This is a genomic window from Nonomuraea sp. NPDC049480 (assembly GCF_044465905.1).
Lineage (GTDB): Bacteria > Actinomycetota > Actinomycetes > Streptosporangiales > Streptosporangiaceae > Nonomuraea.
In genome coordinates, this window is record NZ_JBITMD010000024.1 from 47,108 (window position 1) to 63,952 (window position 16,845).

The window sequence follows — 16,845 nt, forward strand, 5'->3', positions numbered from 1 at the left end:
GCACCCGGCCGAGTGGATCACTCACCCTCATAGAGCCGTTCGAGGCCCACCAACTGAACCCGGCCACCGCTCTTGGCGGCGGCGTCCTCGAGGGCGGGCATGAAACCGGTGGCGCTGAAGAGCACGATGACCTTGGGCTCCTGCCCACGGGCCGTCAGGATGGTAGCGATCTTCTCCATCCGTTCGAGGTGCGCCATCCCGAGCGTGTCGCCCCATTTGACCTCGCCGATGGCCAGGAGGCTCCCGTCGTCCTCCATCGCGACAAGGTCGACCTCGTGGCTGGTCCGGGAGGAAGGTTCATGGACGACGCCGGACAGCACCTGTTCGGCCATGCCGCCCACGGTTTCCTCGGCCGCCATGTTTCGTGTCCAGGACCGGCACATGTGCTCGAAGACCGGCCCCGCCACGGCGCTGCGGAAGCGCGGCTGAGCGACCTTCCAGATGCGCTCGGTCCGGTCCGGCCGTGCTTGTTCGAGCTGGGCGAACCTCGGTCTGATGATCGAGTGGTAAAAGCGGACCAGTGGCTCGATGATCCGGTAGGTGGAGCGGTTCTGCCGGAACGCATCCGGTTCGACTGTGAGGAGGCCCGCGTCGGCGAGGACGGTCAGATGGTGAGAGATGTCAGTCGCCTTGCGCTCGATCCTGCTGGCTATGGACCCTCGGGTGCAGTTTCCCTCGGCGACCGCGGCGAGCACTGTGTGATAGAGGCCGGTGTCCCTGAGCGTCGGATCCTCTGCCAGCAGGAACCTGACCTCCCTGAAGAGAGGGCTCGCCGGGTGGAGCACATGGTCGATCACCCAATCGTCGAAGTCCTCCAGGCTGGCCGGTGCGACGCCGCGCAGGAATTCGGATTTGTAGGCGGGAGTGCCGCCCAGGATCAGGTAGACGAGTGCGGCGAGCCGCAGATCGTCCAACTCCCAGAACTCCCTGGCAGCGCGGAAGTTGAAGGTCGGCACGATGAGCTCCATAGACGCCCGGCCGCGCAGCGGAGCCGTTCCGGTGAGGAGGCCTCCCATGAACGAGATGGACGAGCCGCAGAGCATGATCCGTGATCTGGACTCGGTGCGTTCCTCGCGGAGCGGGGACATCGCTCTCTGAATCACCGACGGCAGCTCTGGCGCCGCCTGTGCCAGATAAGGGAACTCGTCGAGGACAACGGGTAGCGGACGGTCCTTGCCCAGTGCGAGCAACGCGTCTATGGCTTCGTCCCAGTTCGCGAAGCGGATTGATCCGGGCGATCCGATATGCCGCCCCAGCGCTTCACCGAGTTGCCGGAGTGACTCCTGGCGTGGGACCGCCTCGATGGCCGCGAAGTAGAAGCCGCTGGTGGCTTTGCACACGGCCTCGAGAAGGAATGTCTTTCCTTGGCGCCGTCGACCGGATACGATCCCGAGGCTCGCCCCCGGCGTCTCGTCAGAGACGAACCTGGTGAGCGCTGCCCACTCCCAGGTGCGATCGAACATACTGGCGGGCTTGGGAATAGCCATTGGGACTCCTCCTTAGGAGCACAATCCTAATAACTGTGCTCCTAAAAGATGCCGGGATTCAGGAATCCTTGGCCAGCGCGAACGCGCCCCGCACCAGGGCGAGCTGTTCCATGACGACCTGCCCGCCCAACGGCGCACCCGGATCGACCGCCATCACGGTCACGACATACGCCTTGCCCTCCGACGTACGGGCCAGGAAGCTCAGGTCGGACAGGCCTGTCTCCGAGCCGCCCTTGAACCACACCGCCGGCCACTGGCTCCGGTTCAGCCCCAGCCCGGCGTCGGTGATCGACAACACCTCGCCGACCCGCCGATCCCCGATCCGGGCCAGCCGGGAGTAGGCCTGGCAGATGTCGGCGGGAGAGCCGAAATACTCGATGGTGTCCAGCTCGCGCGGCGCGTTCCACGGCTTGACAGCGGACAGCGGCACCTTGGCGACCACCTTGTCCAGGTACGCCCGCCGCTCCGCCGTCCCCAGCGACAGATAGCGCTTGGCGTGGCGCGGATGGTCGGCGCCCTTGAGCACGAACAGCTCCCGCGTCGTGAGCAGGGGCACGTTGCGCTTGTCAGGAGCGCCCCACGCCCGCATGGTCCGCTCGACCGCCTTGCGGCCCACCTTGTGGATCAGCAGGTCCGTGGCGGTGTTGTCGCTGATGGAGATCATCAGCCGGGCGGCCTCCAGCACGGACACCTTGCTGTGGTCAGGCCGGTTCTGAAGCTCGCCGCTCGGCAGGCTCTTGAGCTCGGGTGTGATCGTGAGCTGGGTGTCCCAGCCGAAGGCGCCGCTCCGGATACGCTCGGCCACCGCGCCCAGCACGTACAACTTGACCATCGAACCGAGCGGCCGCGCCGTGTCGCGGGCGACGGCGTGCACGGGACGGCAGGCGCCGCCCTTGGTCAGCTCGGCCGCCAGGAAGCCGGTCTGCGGCGCGACCTTCTTCAGCCGCTCGTCCAGCTCGGCCCAGCTCTTGGGAGCGGGCACGCGGAACTGCAGGCCGTCGATCAGCCCCGCGCCGTCCACCGCGAGGACGACCTCGTACGGGGCGCCGCCCGCCACGACCCGGGCGAGCAGCGCCGTGTCCCTGGACTCCACGACCTGCTCCAGCCGCATGCCCTTGTAGACCGCGAGGACCTGGTTGAGCTGGGCGGCCGGGATGTTCTTGAGGAAGGCGGCGGAGAAGTGCCCGGCCAGCTCGCTCTCGGCGATCGGCGGGCGGGTGGCCGCGTCGAGCAGCCAGCGCAGTTGCCGGCCCGCCGGCGTGCCGGGGATCACGGGGGCGGCGGTGACGGTGGCGGTGGCCGGGGTGGACGTGGCCTGGGCGGGAAGCGGCTGGCCCACGCAGGCCGTCAACGTCGCCGCCACCGCGGCCGCGGCCAGGAGGCGGGCAGGCTTCGACGGGGTGTTCATGGCAGGGCTCCTTTGACGATGGGTGTGCCTTCCCCAGGCAATCGGAGCTCGGGCGCGGGGGACCACCAAGCGGGCCGCCGTTCCGGCGGTGCGGATGGCCGCCGGAAATATGCGGCTAACCTCATAGACGTCGTCCTGGCCCGCCTCGACGATGGAGGCCTATGAGTTCCAGGCTGAAGGCCGCGGTGCCGGCGGTGATCGCGGCCGGAGGCGTCGTGGCCGGCACTCTCATGGCGAGCGGCCTGCCCGCCCCGGTGACGGAGTGGGTGTTCATCGTCTTCGGCGTGCTCCTGGCCGGGCTCGGCTGGCTGATGGCCGCCAGGCGGCCGGACGTCCCTTTCGGCCGGCTGCTCCTGATCAGCGCTCTGGGCCTCGGGCTCGGCGCGTTCGGCGTGGGGTTGTCCGCCCGCGGTGCGCGGCCTGATCTGCTGGTGACCGCGCTCACCTCCGCGTACGCCGTGTTCTACGGCATGACCTGGATCTTCATCCCTTTGTTGTTCCCGGACGGGCGGCTGCCGTCGCGCCGCTGGCGGCCCATCGCGTGGATCTCCGGTGTCGCGATCGGCGTGCACGCCATCGGGACGACGCTGTACGACGCCACGCCGTACGACACACGGAGTGTGCCGACGTCGGGCGCCGGGCTCGTCGGGGCATTTGCCGGCGCGGCGGGGCAGTTCACGACGTGGATCATGGCGGTGGTCGTGTTCTGCGGGCTCGTGACGCGCTGGCGGCGCAGCCGGCCGGAAGAGCGCGGACAGTATGCCTGGATGGTCGGCGGCACGGCCGCCAGCCTGGCCGGGTTCGTGCTGCTCGGGGTGTTCGGCGCCGGGGCGGCCGGCGTGCTCGGGATCCTGACCACCCTCGGGGCGCTGCCCGCCGCCATCGGCGTGGCGATCGTCCGGCACCGGCTGCTCGACCTCAGGATCGGCGTCCGCGGTTCGCGCCTGCTCCTGGTGTTCGACATGCGGCCGACGGTCGACGAGGTGCTGACCGGCCTCGGCGCGGCGCTCGGCGACACGCCCGAGCCGGTGGAGCAGCTCGGGCGGCTGGCCGCGGCGGTGCGTACCGGGCTGGAGACCAGGTGGGCGGCCGTGACGCTCGCGGACGGGACCCGGGTGGTGGCCGGCAGCGAGGAGGGCCCGGCCGCGCTGACGGTGCCGGTACGCGGCGGGCTCGGCCGCATCGAGTGCGGGCCACGGCAGGCGGGCCGGCTGACCCGAGAGGACCGGCGGCTCCTGGAGGCGCTGGCCGTGCCCGCCGGCCTGGCCATCCAGAGCGCAGGCCTGGTCACCCGCCTGGTCAACGCCCAGGAGGCCGAGCGCCGGCGCATCGAACGCAACATCCACGACGGCGTGCAGCAACAACTCGTCGCGCTCATCGCGGGGCTGGAGCTGGCCCGCGCCATGGGCGGCGGTCCCGGCATGCTCGCCGACCTGCGTGAGCAGGCCCGCCAGACGCTCGCCGATCTGCGCGAGCTGGCGGCCGGCATCCACCCGGCCGTCCTCAGCCAGGGCGGGCTGGTCGAGGCTGTCGAGGGACGCTGCTCCAGGCTCCCCGTGCGCACGACCGTCACGTCGGCCCCCGAACTGCGTTCGCGGCGCTTCGCCGACGAGATCGAGGGCGCGATGTACTTCACGGTGAGTGAGGCCGTGGCCAACGCGCTCAAGCACGCGGGCGCCACGACCATCGACGTACGCCTGTCGCACGCGGACGGCCGCCTGCGCGCCGCGGTCGCCGACGACGGCAAGGGCTTCGACCCGCGCACCGCCGCCCGCCGGGGCCTCGCGACCCTGGCCGACCGGCTGGACGCCCTCGGCGGCGGCCTGGACCTTGACAGCGAGCCGGGAAAGGGGACTCGGATGAACGCATGGGTGCCGGTCGATGGCTGAGCGGATCCGCACGGTGGTGGCCGACGACCACTACCTCGTACGCGAGGGCACCCGGCGGCTCCTCGAGATGTCGGGCGAGGTGACGGTCGCCGGCGCGGTGGGCACCGCCGACGAGCTCATGGACGCCGCACGCCGGCTCGGCCCCGACGTCGTGATCACCGACATCCGCATGCCGGGAGGGGAGTGGCGGGCCGGCTTCGAGGGCATCGACGCGGCCCACCGCATCCGGGCCGCGCATCCCGGGATCGGGGTCGTGGTGTTGTCGCAGTTCTCGGACGCGCTGTACGCGTTCGAGTTGTTCAAGCACGGGACGGAGGGGTTCGCGTACCTGCTGAAGGACCGGGTGGGGGATCTGGACGAGTTGCTGGGCGCGATCCGGGCCGTCGCCACGGGCGGGTCGGTCATCGACCCCAAGGTGGTGGAGGGGCTGCTGGCCCGGCGGGATGTACGGGGGCAGCGGGAGGAACTGACCGCGCGAGAGCGTGACGTGCTGCGGGAGATGGCGCACGGCCGCTCGAACTCGGCCATCGCCCGTGCCCTGCACCTGTCGATCTCCTCGGTGGAGAAGAACGTCAACTCGATCTTCTCCAAACTGGGCCTGGAGAACAGCGGCGACGTACACCGGCGGGTGGCGGCGGTCCTCGCCTACCTGGGCCCGGACCCGTCCTAGCCGAAGACGGCGGGCGGGGGGACCGGGGCTAATACCGGGTCGCCGTCCTTGATCGGCGGCGCTCCCGCGATGAAGTTCTTCAGCGCCTCCCCGTGCACGCATCTCGCCTGCGTCAACCCGCCGGCCGCCCGCCGGGTGAGCAGGTCCACCGGCAGGTCCGTCCGCGACGCCGCCACGATCAGGTTCCCGAAGCGGCGCCCCCGCATGACCCCCGGCTCGGCCAGCAGCGCGACATGCCGGAACGCGCCGGTGGCCGTGGCCAGCAGGCGCTTGGCGAAGGCCAGGCCCTTGCCGTCCGCCATGTTGATCAACAAGGTGCCGTCCGGGCGCAGCACTCTGGCGATGTCGCCCATGTACTCGGCCGTCGCCAGCTCCACCGGCATCGTGGCCCCGGTGAACGCGTCCAGCACGATCAGGTCCGCGGTGGCGTCCCATACCTTGGCCGTGCCCTCGCGACCGCCCTCGACGATGACCTTCAGCCGGGGCACCGAGCGCAGGTCCAGTTGCTCGCGTACCAGGTTGACCAGCAGGCCGTCGGGCTCGATCACTATGTGCCTGGAGCCGGGGCGGGTGGCGGCGACGTAGCGGGGGATGGTGCAGGCGCCGCCGCCCACGTGCACGCAACTGAGCGGGCCCTCGTCCAGAAGGTCGATAACGTCCGCCATGAGACGGACGTACTCGAATTCCAGAAATGTGGGGTCTTTCAGATCCACATAAGACTGAGGTACGCCATCCTTGGACAGCACCCAGCCGTCCTGCCTGTCCAGGTCCCGGAGAAGTTCGACCTCGCCGAACGTCACCGAGTACAGGCCAGGCATCGGTTCCCGCTGTCCACGTGTCACGCTGATCCCTCCTGGGAGAAACCGTATGCGACGACGAAGGCTGATCGTGCTCGCTATCGCGGTAGTCGCGGTAGTCGGGGCGTCGGCGTTCGCGGTGCTGGCGTCGAACCGGGTCAAGGGGAGCGCGTCGCAGACCGCGGCCGCGTACTTCGAGGCCTGGCGCAAGGGGAACATCACGACCATGGAGCGGCTGGCGTACCAGCCGCCCGCCGACTTCGTCGCCCGGCATCGCGCGCTGTCGGAGGAGTTGCACGTCCGATCCATCCAGCTGACCCCGGGGCCGATGAAGAGCCTGGGTGACGGGGCCGCCGAGGTGCCGTTCGCGGGGGTCCGGCAGCTCGCCGAGTTCGGGGCGTGGCCGTTCGACAGCACGTTGCGGCTGGCCGTACGGGACCGGGCCTGGAAGGTGTTGTGGGCGCCCGAGACGCTGCATCCGCTGCTCAAGGACGGCGGCCGGCTGGAGCTCGGTGAGGTGGACATCACGGCGGCGGAGTTCGTGACCACCGAGGGCGCAAAGATCCCCAACGACAGCTACGCGGAGGCGTACCTCGACCCGCTCAAGCCCGAGTTCGCGGAGGCCAACCACGGCTGGGAGCTGGTGCTGAAGGTGCCGGGGCAGCCGGACCGGCCGCTGCTGACCAAGCAGCCCGAGGCGAACGTCGAGCGCATCACGCTGTCACGCCCGGTCCAGGCGGCGGCGGCCCGGGCGCTGGACGGCGTCGAGGACTCCACGATCGTCGTGATCCGGCCGAGCACCGGTGAGATCCTGGGGCTGGCCGACCGCCTGGAGGAGAACTACAGCGCCGTGCGGGACGTCTTCCCGCCGGGCTCGGTCTTCAAGACGATCACGGCGGCGGCGTTGCTCAAGAGCGGCCTCGAGCCGTCCGCCGAGGTCGGATGCCCCGGCACGTACACCATCCCGGGCTTCCGGCCCTTCGACAACGACGGCGAGGTGGATCGCGGCCTCATCACCTTCACCGACGCGTTCGCCCATTCCTGCAACACGACGTTCGTCGAGCAGACCACCACCAGGCTGAGCTCGAAGGACCTGGCGGAGACGGCGGCGGAGTGGGGGTTCGGCCGGCCGATCATGACGGGCATCGGCGGCAACTGCGGCACCGTGCCGGAGACCGACGACATGAACATGTTCGGGGCCGACGCGATCGGTCAGGGCGAGGTCGTCACCAGCCCGCTGTGCATGGCCGCCATCGCCGCCGCCGTGCAGAGCGGCACCTGGCGCTCGCCGAGGCTGCTCTCGGAGAAGCAGGTACGCCGCGTCGAGGGGGAGCCCCCCAAGGACGTGCCGATGGACGAGGGGATCGTGGCGGCGCTCAGGGACATGATGACTGCCGTGGTCGACCACGGCACGGCCGCGGAGGCGGGGCTGCCGGAGGGAGTGGCGGGCAAGACCGGCACGGCGGAGGTGAGCGACGAGGGGCTGCCGGAGGGAGTGGCGGCCACGACCGGCACGGCGGAGGTGAGGGACGGGGGGCAGCCGCACGCGTGGTTCATCGGATACCGCGACGACCTGGCCTTTTGCGTGTTCGTGCGGCATGGGGGATCGGGGCGGGGGACCGCCGTTCCGATCGCCGCCCGCTTCCTCAATGGGCTGTAACCTACGGTACCGTAGGTTTTATGACGACCATTACCGTCAAGCCCAGGCTGCGAGGCTGGCTGCACACTGGAGCACTGCCCGTGGCGTTGATCGCGGGGTTCGTGCTCGTGGCACTCGGCCCGACGTTGCAGGCCCGGCTGGCCTCCACCGTTTACGCGATCACGTCGGCTCTGTTGTTCGGCATTTCGGCCACCTATCACCGCGGCACGCTCGGCCCGCGGCTGGCGGAGCTCCTGCGCCGGTGCGATCACGCCAACATCTACTTGATCATCGCCGGCACGTACACGCCGTTCGCCCTGCTGGCCCTGGACGGGGTCGCCCGGGTGGCGGTGCTGACCGTCATCTGGGGCGGGGCGCTGGCGGGAGTGCTGTTCCGCATGTTCTGGATGAACGCCCCGCGCTGGCTCTACACCGTCCTCTACCTGGCGCTCGGCTGGACGGCGATCTTCGTCATGCCGCAGCTGCTTGAGGGCGCGGGCGTGGCCGCCGTCGTGCTGGTGGCCGTCGGCGGCGTGTTCTACTCGGCCGGAGCCATCGTGTACGGGCTGCGCCGCCCCGACCCCTCGCCCCGCTGGTTCGGCTTCCACGAGGTGTTCCACGCGTTCACCATCGCCGCGTACCTGGTCCAGTACATCGCGGTGTCGATCGTGGTCTACTCCCAAGCATGAAGAACTTCACTATGTGGGTAGATGTACCGTAAATTTTACGTAGGTATCGGCGTTCCTCCGGAGGAACGTGCGACCCATCTGCCCACAGTGGAGGCGACATGGACGTACACACCCGCCTTGCCCGCCACCTGCTCGTCGACGGCTACCGTCTCGTGCTCGACCTCGAGCTCAGCCGCGGCTCTTGGCTCGTCGACGCCCGCAACGGCCGCCGCTATCTGGACTTCTACACGTTCTTCGCCTCCGCGCCACTCGGCGTGAACCCGCCCTTCGACCCCGACTTCGTCCAGTTGCTCGGCCAGGTCGCGCGCAACAAACCGGCCAACCCCGACATGTACACCGAGCACCTGGCCGACTTCGTCGACGCCTTCGCCCGCGTGCTGGGCGACCCCGAACTGCCGCACCTGTTCTTCGTCGAGGGCGGCGCCCTGGCCGTCGAGAACGCGCTCAAGACCGCCTTCGACTGGAAGAGCCGCCGCAACGAGGCCGCGGGGCGCCCCCGCGACCTGGGCACAAAGGTGCTGCACCTGACCAGGGCCTTCCACGGCCGCAGCGGTTACACCATGAGCCTGACCAACACCGAGCCCGGCAAGACCGACCGCTTCCCCACGTTCGACTGGCCGCGCATCGACGTGCCGGCCATCCACCTGGGCGACGTCGAGGCGGCCGAGGAGCACGCGCTGGCGCAGGCGCGGGAGGCGTTCGAGCGTCATCCGCACGACATCGCCTGCTTCATCGCCGAGCCCATCCAGGGCGAGGGCGGTGACAACCACATGCGGCCGGAGTTCCTGCAGGCCATGCAGCACATGTGCCACGAGTACGACGCCCTGTTCATCCTCGACGAGGTTCAGACCGGCGGCGGCACGACCGGGACGCCGTGGGCGTACCAGCAGCTGGGGCTGGCGCCGGACGTCGTGGCGTTCGCCAAGAAGGTGCAGGTCGGCGGGATCATGGCGGGCCGCAGGGTCGACCAGGTGCCCGACAACGTGTTCCAGCTGAGCGGCCGGATCAACTCGACGTGGGGCGGTGGTCTGGTGGACATGGTCCGCAGCCGGGGCATCCTGGAGATCATCGAACGCGACGGCCTCATCCAGCGCGCCGCCACGCTCGGCAACGTGCTGCTCGAACGCCTCACCAAGGTCGAGGCCGAGCGGCCGGAGACAGTGTCCGGCGTCCGCGGTCGCGGCCTGATGTGCGCGTTCGACCTGCCCGACCAGGCCGCCCGCGACGCCCTGGTGACCAGGCTCAGGGAGGAGCACGGCGTGCTCGTCCTGCCCTGCGGCCCGCGCTCGGTACGCCTGCGCCCCGCGCTCAACATCCCGGAGCCCGACCTCGACCACGGCCTGTCCGCCCTGGCGGCTGCCCTCACTGCGTGACGCTGGTGGCGGAGCGGCGCGGCCCGAAGTAGCGCCAGAAGAAGTTGAGCAGCACGCTCAACCGGTTGCGCCCGCCCAGCAGATACGACACGTGAATGAAGATCCACACCAGCCACGCGGGCAGCCCGTGCATGGTCATCCCGTTGGGGAACTGCAACACCGCCTCGGCCTTGCCCACGGTCGCCATGATCCCCGGTTCGTGGTACCGGAACGCCCGCACCGGCCGCTCCTGGGCCGCCGCCAGGATCTGCCTGCCCACGTGCTCGCCCATCTGGATCGCCGGCTGGGCGAGCTGCGGCAGCGGCTTGGGCGGCCCGGCCAGGTCGCCGGCCACGAAGATCTCCGGATGGTCCGGCACGCTCAGCGCCTCCGTGACCGTGATCCGGCCGCCTTTGCCCTGCGGCAGCCCCCAGTCGGCCACCTGATCCGGCGCGGTGACGCCGAGCGCCCACACGGTCACGTCGCTCGGCAGCCGCGACCCGTCCTCCAGCACCACCGCGTCCGGCTCCACGGACGCCACCGTGGAGCCCAGGCGCAGCCGTACGCCTCGCCTGCGCAGCGCGTCCGCCGCCGCGTCCCGCAGTCGCGGCTTGTACGGCGCCAGCACGAAGTCGAACCGCTCGACCAGCGACACGCTCGTCTGGTCCGGACGTATCTCCGGATGAGTCAGCGGCAGCGTCCGCCGTCGCAACTCGGCCAGCGTGCCCGCCACCTCGACGCCGGTCGCACCCGCGCCTACGACCACGACGTGGGTGCTCTCACGCCGGCCCGTCGCCGTGTCCTCCAGGCACTGCTGGAGCCGCCGGCGCAGGACGGCCGCGTCGCCGAGCGAGTAGATCGGCAACGCGTTCTCCCGCGCGCCCGGCACGTTCAGCCAGTTCGTCGTGACGCCCGTGGCCAGCACCAGGTAGTCGTAGTCCAGCCCGCTGCCGTCGTCGAACTCCACCCGCCGCTCCTCCGGCACCACCTTGCTCAGCGCGGCCCGGCGCGCCCGCACGTTCGGCCACCTGGCGGCGTAGGTGCGGGTGGGGTACGACACGTCGGCCGTGCCCATCCCGGCCGTGGCCACCTGGTAGAGGAGGGGCTGGAAGGTGGAGTACGGGTTCCGGTCGACGATTGTCACCAGCGCCCCGCTCTTGGCCAGCACCCGCGTGGCGGCCAGCCCCGCGAACCCCGCACCCACGACCACGACCCGCGTTCTGCGCACCATGAATGGCTCCTTCCCCCTCGATACGGCCAACGACTCCTCTGACTCCATGCGTGTCCCCTAAACGCCGTGCCGGGAAGCGCTCGAATCCGCGCGTCCCGTTCGTTCGCCGTATCGCCGAACGGCGCGACGCATGCTGGACCTGCGGAAGGGCGGACGGAGCCGTCCGCAGGCATGCCGTCGAACAGGTAGAGCCCGAGTGCCCGCCATGGGCCGTCCCCGGGCGACTGCCGAGACGACCGCCACCTTGGGCGGATGCGGCTGGAGACCCGCAGGCGCGGCCCGGCGAGTGGCGGTGCCGCCGGGCTGGACCGGTGTCTCTTGTGCCCCGGCTACTGCCGGCGGGACCGCCAGAGCCCGATGGCGGTGACGCGCGAGTCCACGCCGAGCTTGGCGTAGATGCGGTTGACGTGGTTCTTGACGGTCTTCTCGCTGAGGAACAGGCGTTGCGCGATCTGGCCGTTGGACTGGCCCGTGGCGATGAGGTCCATGACCTCGGCCTCGCGCTTGCTCAAGGACGTGAACACGCTGTCGAACGCTGCGTCGTCGACTCTCATCCGGCCTCCGGGGGCGCGAAGACGATCAGATCGCCGAGGGCCCCCGTGCTTACGGCGTTAGCGGTATTAGACAGCGAGCATAACTCGCAATGTCGTGTTTTGGGGGCAGTTGTCGGGAGAACCTGTCGGGAGAAACGACAACGGCCGGTCCAGAAGGACCGGCCGCTGCCGCGTTGGGGTGAGTGAAGGGACTTGAACCCTCGACATCCAGGACCACAACCTGGCGCTCTACCAACTGAGCTACACCCACCATGGCCGCCCACTGCGTGACGGCACAGGAAAAGTGTAGCGGGATTCGGGAGTCTTTACGCCACTCCTTATCCGCTGACACGCTCCGCCAGGGATCTCGCGGTCGCCGAGTCGGGCCCCGGCTGCTCCACGAAGATCGCCGCGCGGTAGTAGCGCAGCTCCCTGATGCTCTCGGTGATGTCGGCCAGAGCCCGGTGCCCGCCCTGCTTCTCGGGCGCCGCGAAATAGACCCGTGGGTACCACCGCCGGACCAGCTCCTTGATCGACGACACGTCGATCATCCGGTAGTGCAGGTAGCCGTCCACCCCGGGCATGTCCCTCGCGATGAACGTGCGGTCGGTCCCGATCGAGTTGCCGCACAGCGGCGCCTTCTTCGCCTCGGGCACGTGGCGGCGGATGTAGTCGAGCACGAGCGACTCCGCCTCCGACAACGTCACCCCGCTCGCCAGCTCGGGCAGCAGCCCGGAGGCGGTGTGCATCTCGCGCACCACCTGCGACATCTGCTCAAGCGACTCGGGCGGCGGCTTGATGACCACGTCGACGCCCTTGTCCACCTGATTGAGCTCGCTGTCGGTGATGACGCACGCCACCTCCACCAGCGCGTCACGCCCGAGGTCGAGTCCGGTCATCTCGCAGTCGATCCAGACCAGCAAGTCACTCATTCGATCTCCTCGCCCAGCGGCTCGGAGCAATCCGCCCGCTTGTTACCCCACCAGCCTAGTGCCACTGGTCACGCGGGCTTCAGCGAGCCGAGAACCGTTGCGACCACGTCGGTGCCCAGATTGTCGGGCACGGAGGTGTAGAGGATGGCCGGACGCTCACCGGAGCCGCGATCCATGAGCACGATCGCGCCGTTCTCCTTCTTCCACTTGTAGTTCTTCTCCTCCGACACCTTGGTGAAGTCGAGCTCGAACTGCAACACCCACGCGTCCCGATCGCCGATCTTCATGGCCTTCTCGGCGACGATCTTGCTCTCGTGCGGCAGCGCGTAGTACCTCGTGGTGAAGTCCATGAACACGGCCTTGGCCGTCTCGCTCATGCCCGAGGCGGCGCCGGAATAGGGATAGAGCTCGTTGAGCACCCCGCTGAAGACGTTGCCGATCCAGTCGTCGCCATCGATGACGTTCGCCTGCGAGACGGCCTGCACGCCGCCCGTCCACAGCTGCAGGGTCGGCGGCGGGCTCGGCGGGTTGATGGCCGGGGGGACCGTCCAGTCATCGGGCACCGAGTAGGAGATCCCGGCCTGCGGGTCGGTGATACGGCCGCCGGCCGGCTGGGGCAACTGGCCGGAGCCCTGGCTGGGCGGCTGGCTGGAGGGAGGCTCGTTGGTGGGCGGCTCCTGGGACTCCGACGTCTCCGTCGGCCGCGGAAGCGCGACTTCACTGCTCCTGTTGACGAAGAAGATCCCGGCCACCACGATCAGCGCGACCACCAGCAGCGCCGCCAGCCCGCCGAACACCCACGGCAGCGGATTGCCCTGCTTGGGCGGCGGCCCGTAGCCGGGGCCCGCCTGCTGGGGACCACCCCACTGCTGGGTGGGAGGCGTGGGCTGGCCGTAGGCCGACTGACCGTAGGTGGGCCGGCCGTACTGGAGCGTGGGGTTCGCCGGCGTCACCGACCAGTCAGGCCGCGACTGTTGCTGCGGCTGCGGCCCGGAGGCGGGCTGCTGCTGGGGCTGCGGCCCGGAGGCGGGCTGCTGCTGGGGCTGCGACGGCCCCTGCTCCTGCGCGTGGGTGGCGTCGGTCCACTGGTTGCCGTCCCACCAGCGGAGCAAAGGCTCGCCGTACGGATCCGGATACCAGCCCGCGGGGGTCTGCGTGGTCATAGCCGCCAGATTAGTAAGAACCGCTTTGATATGCATTGCTCGGCGGGCATCAGCACTTGTACGTGAAGCTGGCCTTGTCCGTGCGCACCGGCCCCGGCGTCAGGATCCGCAGCGTGGCGGTGGCCTTCACGTTGCTCTTCCCCTGCAGCGACCATCTCAGCGGCAGCGCGTAGGACGTCTTGTCGGCGGTCGTACGGAGCGTTCCCTTGACGATCTCCTTGTCGATGTTCTTGCGCCATTCGAAGGTGATCTCGCCGGGCGCCCCGTTGGTGACGACCGTGCCGGTGATCAGGACCTTGCTGTCGCAGCCCTGGGTCTTCTTGGGGGCCACGACGTCGACCGACTTGACCGCCAGCTCGGGCGTGCCGCTCAGCTTGAACCAGGCCAGGATCGCCCCCGCCATGACCGCGGCGAAGACCGCCGTGGCGAAGATCGTCCGCCACCGCCGCTTCCGCGACGCCCTGCCCCGTCCGCCGCCTGGGCCGTGCACGGTGGACGCCCCGCCCCGCCCCGCCCGCCAGATCCGCTCGGCCGTCGTCTCCGGCCGCTGCACCTGTGTGCCGACCCCCGGCCCGAACTGCACGGGACCCGCCGAGCGGCCCGGAGCGTGCAGCAGCGTGACGATGTCGCCCTCGTCCTTGGGCGGGACCGGCGGCTGGTCGTAGGCCCGCGGTTGCGCGAACGCCGACCTGCCGCGTGCCGCCCGCGCCAGCGCCTCCCGGCCGATCCCGCCGCCGGGCAGCGTCGCCTGCTCGGCGACCAGCGTGTCCCGCGCGGCGGCCAGGCCCAGCGTGCCGGCCGTGGCCGCGGCGCGTTCGAACAACTGGGCGGCCCGCGAGGCATCCTGCCCGAAGGAGGCGGCCAGCCCGCGCGCCAGCGCCGCCCAGCCGGCCGTGTCCCGGTCGGGAGGGGAGACCAGGCCGCGGATGGCGTCGGACAGGCCGCGTTCGGACAGAAGTGCGGCGCCCTCGGCGGTGATCACCACGGTGCCCGGGTGCACGGAGCCGTGCGTGACGCCGGCGGCGTGCAGCGCGAGCAGGGTCTGGGCGGTCTCCACCAGGGCGGAGGCCGCGCCTGACGGGTCGAGGGACCGGCCGGACAGCAGGTCGGCCAGGGTCGGGCTGACCGCCTGCCCGGTGAGCAGCCACACCTGGTCGCCGGCCGCCACCACGTCGGCGACCGGGATCAGCCCGGCCAGCCCGCTCAGGACGAGCCGCTGATCGGTCATGACCGCGTTCACCACGCGCTCGCGCACGCCGGGCAGGCCGATGGTCCGCGGATCGAACAGCAGGGCCCCGGCCCTGCGGCCGTCGGGCGAGATCGCGTCGATCCAGTTGCCCAGCTCGGTCATCCAGGTGTGCTCGGTGAGCCGGAATCCGGCGATATCGTTCGCAGGGTTGTCCATCGCCGTCCCCCCGGGCGCGTCTAGCGCTTCCTTCTATGGCGTCCCGCCATACGGCGTCTCACCGCAAGTGTGACCGGAACCGCGCCGGACGTCATCAGGCCGAACGCGAGCAGCGCGGCCTGGGCCCCGCCGACGGCGTCGAGCCGGGGCTCCTCCGGCGGCGGCGAAGACGACGGCGGATCCGATCTCGTGGGCGTCGTGGGCACCTCCGTCGGACGGGTCGTCGGAGAGCCGGAGGTCGGTGTCGGGGTGGGGGTGGACGGCGAGCGGGTGTCGTCCGGCACGCTGATCTTGCCGCTCTGCTCGGGTTCGGCCGTCTCGGTCGCCGTGGGGGTCGGCTTCCTGGTCTTGCGAGGGGTCTTGACCGGGGTGGGCGTGGGCTTGGGCGTGACGGTCTTGGTGGGCTTGGCGCTCGTCGGCAGTACGGTCGGCGGCGCGTCGCTGGTCGCGGCCGTCGGTGTCGCCTCCGGCGTGGTCGCCTCGGGGGTTGCCGCCTCCGGGGTTGCCGCCGGCTCCTCCGTCTCGCCGGGCTCCTCCGTGACGGGCGCCTCCGCGGTCGGTGTCGCCTGGGTGGTTTGGGCCTGGAGCACGGGCTCCTCGGAGAACGAGGCGGAGATGATCACGACGGCGCCGATCAGCACGCCGACGGCGACCGCGCCGAGGGCGATCTTCGTCGGGAGCCTGCGCAGGACGCTCACCGGCTCCGCGAACCGCGTCTCGGCGAGTGACGTCCCCGTCTCCGCGGGGTCGTCGAGTGGGCTCGGGAAGAGCAGGATCAGCAGGCCCGCGAGGGCGGCCAGGCGGCGGCGCCCGCGCTCCTCCCAGTCCTGGCCGTACCCCTCGGCCGCGACGGTCTCCAGCTCGATCAGGAACGCCTCCGCCGACGGCGGCCGCTCGGCGGGATCCTTGGCCAGGCCGCGCCGCACCAGGCTCTGCAGCGCCGCCGGCACCTCCTCCACCGGGACGGGAGCGCTCTGGTGCTGGCGGGCCAGCGCGGCCAGGTTGGCCGCCCGGTAGGGGCGGGTGCCGGTCAGGCACTCGAAGAACACCGTGGTGGCCGCGTACACGTCGGTGGCCGGCCCGGCGGGCGTGCCCGCCCACTGCTCGGGCGCCATGTACGGCGGGGTGCCCGCCGTGGCGGCGTCCTCGCCCGCCTGGACCGCGATGCCGAAGTCCACGAGCTTGCTGGTGCCGTCGCCCTGCACCATGACGTTCTCGGGCTTGAAGTCGCGGTGGACGACGCCGATGGCGTGCGCGGAGGCCAGGCCCTGGAGCGAGCCCTTGAGCACCGTCAGCGCGGCCTCCGGTCCCGTCGGGCCCTCGGACCTGAGGACCTCGCGCAGCGAGACCCCGTCGATCAGTTCCATGACGATCGCCGCGCCCCGCCCGGACTCGACGTAGTCGATCAGACGGGCGTGGTACGCGCTCTGCAGCGTGGCCAGCAGCCTGGCCTCGTGCCGGAAGCGGGCGACGAACCCCATGTCGGCCCTCAGCTCGTCACTGAGGTATTTGATGGCCACCTCGGCGCCGTCGTGGTCGCGCGTGGCCAGCACGACACGACCGGCGGCTCCCGAGCCGAGCTCGCGGACCTCGGTGTAGCCGGGGACCCCCCACTGGCCCTCGCCGTGCATACGGTCTCCTCTGGAGTTG

Annotated in this window: 14 protein-coding genes and 1 tRNA gene; 5 read left to right on the plus strand and 10 right to left on the minus strand. The window is 70.5% G+C overall.

Going from position 1 to position 16,845, the window contains the following annotated elements; all coding sequences use genetic code 11:
- Nucleotides 1-17: 17 nt before the first annotated feature.
- Together ACIBX3_RS45855 and ACIBX3_RS45860 are read right to left on the minus strand one after the other, a co-directional pair.
- Complete coding sequence (locus ACIBX3_RS45855) at nt 18-1,340, minus strand: ATP-binding protein (RefSeq protein WP_397126957.1); 1,323 nt, start codon at nt 1,338-1,340, stop codon at nt 18-20.
- Nucleotides 1,341-1,545: 205 nt separating this feature from the next.
- Nucleotides 1,546-2,895 carry a serine hydrolase gene (locus tag ACIBX3_RS45860; protein ID WP_397126958.1) on the minus strand — a complete coding sequence of 450 codons (1,350 nt, stop codon included), beginning with the start codon at nt 2,893-2,895 and terminating at the stop codon, nt 1,546-1,548.
- 161 nt (nt 2,896-3,056) lie between these two features.
- Here ACIBX3_RS45860 and ACIBX3_RS45865 point away from each other — a divergent pair, with 161 nt between their 5' ends.
- Nucleotides 3,057-4,784, plus strand: coding sequence for a histidine kinase (locus ACIBX3_RS45865; protein WP_397126959.1), 1,728 nt, complete (start codon nt 3,057-3,059; stop codon nt 4,782-4,784).
- Nucleotides 4,777-5,454 carry a response regulator gene (locus ACIBX3_RS45870; RefSeq protein ID WP_397126961.1) on the plus strand — a complete coding sequence of 226 codons (678 nt, stop codon included), beginning with the start codon at nt 4,777-4,779 and terminating at the stop codon, nt 5,452-5,454. The genes ACIBX3_RS45865 and ACIBX3_RS45870 overlap by 8 nt, the downstream gene beginning before the upstream one ends.
- Here the strand turns inward: ACIBX3_RS45870 and ACIBX3_RS45875 are convergent.
- The gene (locus ACIBX3_RS45875) at nt 5,451-6,296 is read right to left on the minus strand and encodes a spermidine synthase (protein WP_397126962.1); all 846 of its coding nucleotides are present in this window, start codon (nt 6,294-6,296) and stop codon (nt 5,451-5,453) included. The two genes, ACIBX3_RS45870 and ACIBX3_RS45875, sit on opposite strands and share 4 nt — an antisense overlap.
- A 25-nt stretch (nt 6,297-6,321) precedes the next feature.
- Between ACIBX3_RS45875 and ACIBX3_RS45880 the strand changes: the two genes are divergently transcribed.
- The 3 genes from ACIBX3_RS45880 (at nt 6,322) to lat (ending at nt 9,952) form a co-directional block, all read left to right on the plus strand.
- Nucleotides 6,322-7,911 (plus strand): penicillin-binding transpeptidase domain-containing protein, encoded by a 1,590-nt coding sequence (locus ACIBX3_RS45880; protein ID WP_397126963.1) that lies wholly within the window; start codon nt 6,322-6,324, stop codon nt 7,909-7,911.
- A gap of 20 nt (nt 7,912-7,931) precedes the next feature.
- Complete coding sequence (locus ACIBX3_RS45885) at nt 7,932-8,579, plus strand: hemolysin III family protein (RefSeq protein ID WP_397126965.1); 648 nt, start codon at nt 7,932-7,934, stop codon at nt 8,577-8,579.
- Between the two features lie 98 nt (nt 8,580-8,677).
- Nucleotides 8,678-9,952: an L-lysine 6-transaminase gene (lat, locus tag ACIBX3_RS45890; RefSeq protein WP_397126966.1), complete on the plus strand. Its 1,275-nt coding sequence runs from the start codon at nt 8,678-8,680 to the stop codon at nt 9,950-9,952.
- Here lat and ACIBX3_RS45895 read toward each other — a convergent pair.
- From ACIBX3_RS45895 to ACIBX3_RS45925, 7 genes are all read right to left on the minus strand, one after another.
- On the minus strand, nt 9,942-11,162 hold the full coding sequence (locus ACIBX3_RS45895) for an NAD(P)/FAD-dependent oxidoreductase (protein WP_397126968.1): 1,221 nt from the start codon (nt 11,160-11,162) through the stop codon (nt 9,942-9,944). The genes lat and ACIBX3_RS45895 overlap by 11 nt on opposite strands.
- 329 nt (nt 11,163-11,491) lie before the next feature.
- Nucleotides 11,492-11,716: a LuxR C-terminal-related transcriptional regulator gene (locus ACIBX3_RS45900; protein WP_080045733.1), complete on the minus strand. Its 225-nt coding sequence runs from the start codon at nt 11,714-11,716 to the stop codon at nt 11,492-11,494.
- 174 nt (nt 11,717-11,890) lie between these two features.
- A tRNA-His gene (locus ACIBX3_RS45905) sits at nt 11,891-11,966 on the minus strand.
- A gap of 67 nt (nt 11,967-12,033) precedes the next feature.
- Complete coding sequence (gene orn / locus ACIBX3_RS45910; RefSeq protein ID WP_397126970.1) at nt 12,034-12,627, minus strand: oligoribonuclease; 594 nt, start codon at nt 12,625-12,627, stop codon at nt 12,034-12,036.
- A 68-nt stretch (nt 12,628-12,695) separates the two neighbouring features.
- Nucleotides 12,696-13,790: a DUF2510 domain-containing protein gene (locus ACIBX3_RS45915; protein ID WP_397126972.1), complete on the minus strand. Its 1,095-nt coding sequence runs from the start codon at nt 13,788-13,790 to the stop codon at nt 12,696-12,698.
- Nucleotides 13,791-13,839: 49 nt separating this feature from the next.
- On the minus strand, nt 13,840-15,195 hold the full coding sequence (locus tag ACIBX3_RS45920; protein WP_397126973.1) for a hypothetical protein: 1,356 nt from the start codon (nt 15,193-15,195) through the stop codon (nt 13,840-13,842).
- Nucleotides 15,196-15,215: 20 nt separating this feature from the next.
- Nucleotides 15,216-16,826 (minus strand): protein kinase, encoded by a 1,611-nt coding sequence (locus ACIBX3_RS45925; RefSeq protein ID WP_397126975.1) that lies wholly within the window; start codon nt 16,824-16,826, stop codon nt 15,216-15,218.
- Nucleotides 16,827-16,845: the final 19 nt, after the last annotated feature.

What these genes read in the sequence shown, in the direction of transcription:
- ACIBX3_RS45860 (WP_397126958.1), bottom strand. Translation starts at nt 2,895, where the DNA reads ATGAACACCCCGTCGAAGCCTGCCCGCCTCCTGGCCGCGGCCGCGGTG.
- ACIBX3_RS45865 (WP_397126959.1), top strand. Translation starts at nt 3,057, where the DNA reads ATGAGTTCCAGGCTGAAGGCCGCGGTGCCGGCGGTGATCGCGGCCGGA.
- ACIBX3_RS45870 (WP_397126961.1), top strand. Translation starts at nt 4,777, where the DNA reads ATGGCTGAGCGGATCCGCACGGTGGTGGCCGACGACCACTACCTCGTA.
- ACIBX3_RS45880 (WP_397126963.1), top strand. Translation starts at nt 6,322, where the DNA reads ATGCGACGACGAAGGCTGATCGTGCTCGCTATCGCGGTAGTCGCGGTA.
- ACIBX3_RS45885 (WP_397126965.1), top strand. Translation starts at nt 7,932, where the DNA reads ATGACGACCATTACCGTCAAGCCCAGGCTGCGAGGCTGGCTGCACACT.
- lat (WP_397126966.1), top strand. Translation starts at nt 8,678, where the DNA reads ATGGACGTACACACCCGCCTTGCCCGCCACCTGCTCGTCGACGGCTAC.
- ACIBX3_RS45895 (WP_397126968.1), bottom strand. Translation starts at nt 11,162, where the DNA reads ATGGTGCGCAGAACGCGGGTCGTGGTCGTGGGTGCGGGGTTCGCGGGG.
- ACIBX3_RS45900 (WP_080045733.1), bottom strand. Translation starts at nt 11,716, where the DNA reads ATGAGAGTCGACGACGCAGCGTTCGACAGCGTGTTCACGTCCTTGAGC.
- orn (WP_397126970.1), bottom strand. Translation starts at nt 12,627, where the DNA reads ATGAGTGACTTGCTGGTCTGGATCGACTGCGAGATGACCGGACTCGAC.
- ACIBX3_RS45915 (WP_397126972.1), bottom strand. Translation starts at nt 13,790, where the DNA reads ATGACCACGCAGACCCCCGCGGGCTGGTATCCGGATCCGTACGGCGAG.
- ACIBX3_RS45920 (WP_397126973.1), bottom strand. Translation starts at nt 15,195, where the DNA reads ATGGACAACCCTGCGAACGATATCGCCGGATTCCGGCTCACCGAGCAC.
- ACIBX3_RS45925 (WP_397126975.1), bottom strand. Translation starts at nt 16,826, where the DNA reads ATGCACGGCGAGGGCCAGTGGGGGGTCCCCGGCTACACCGAGGTCCGC.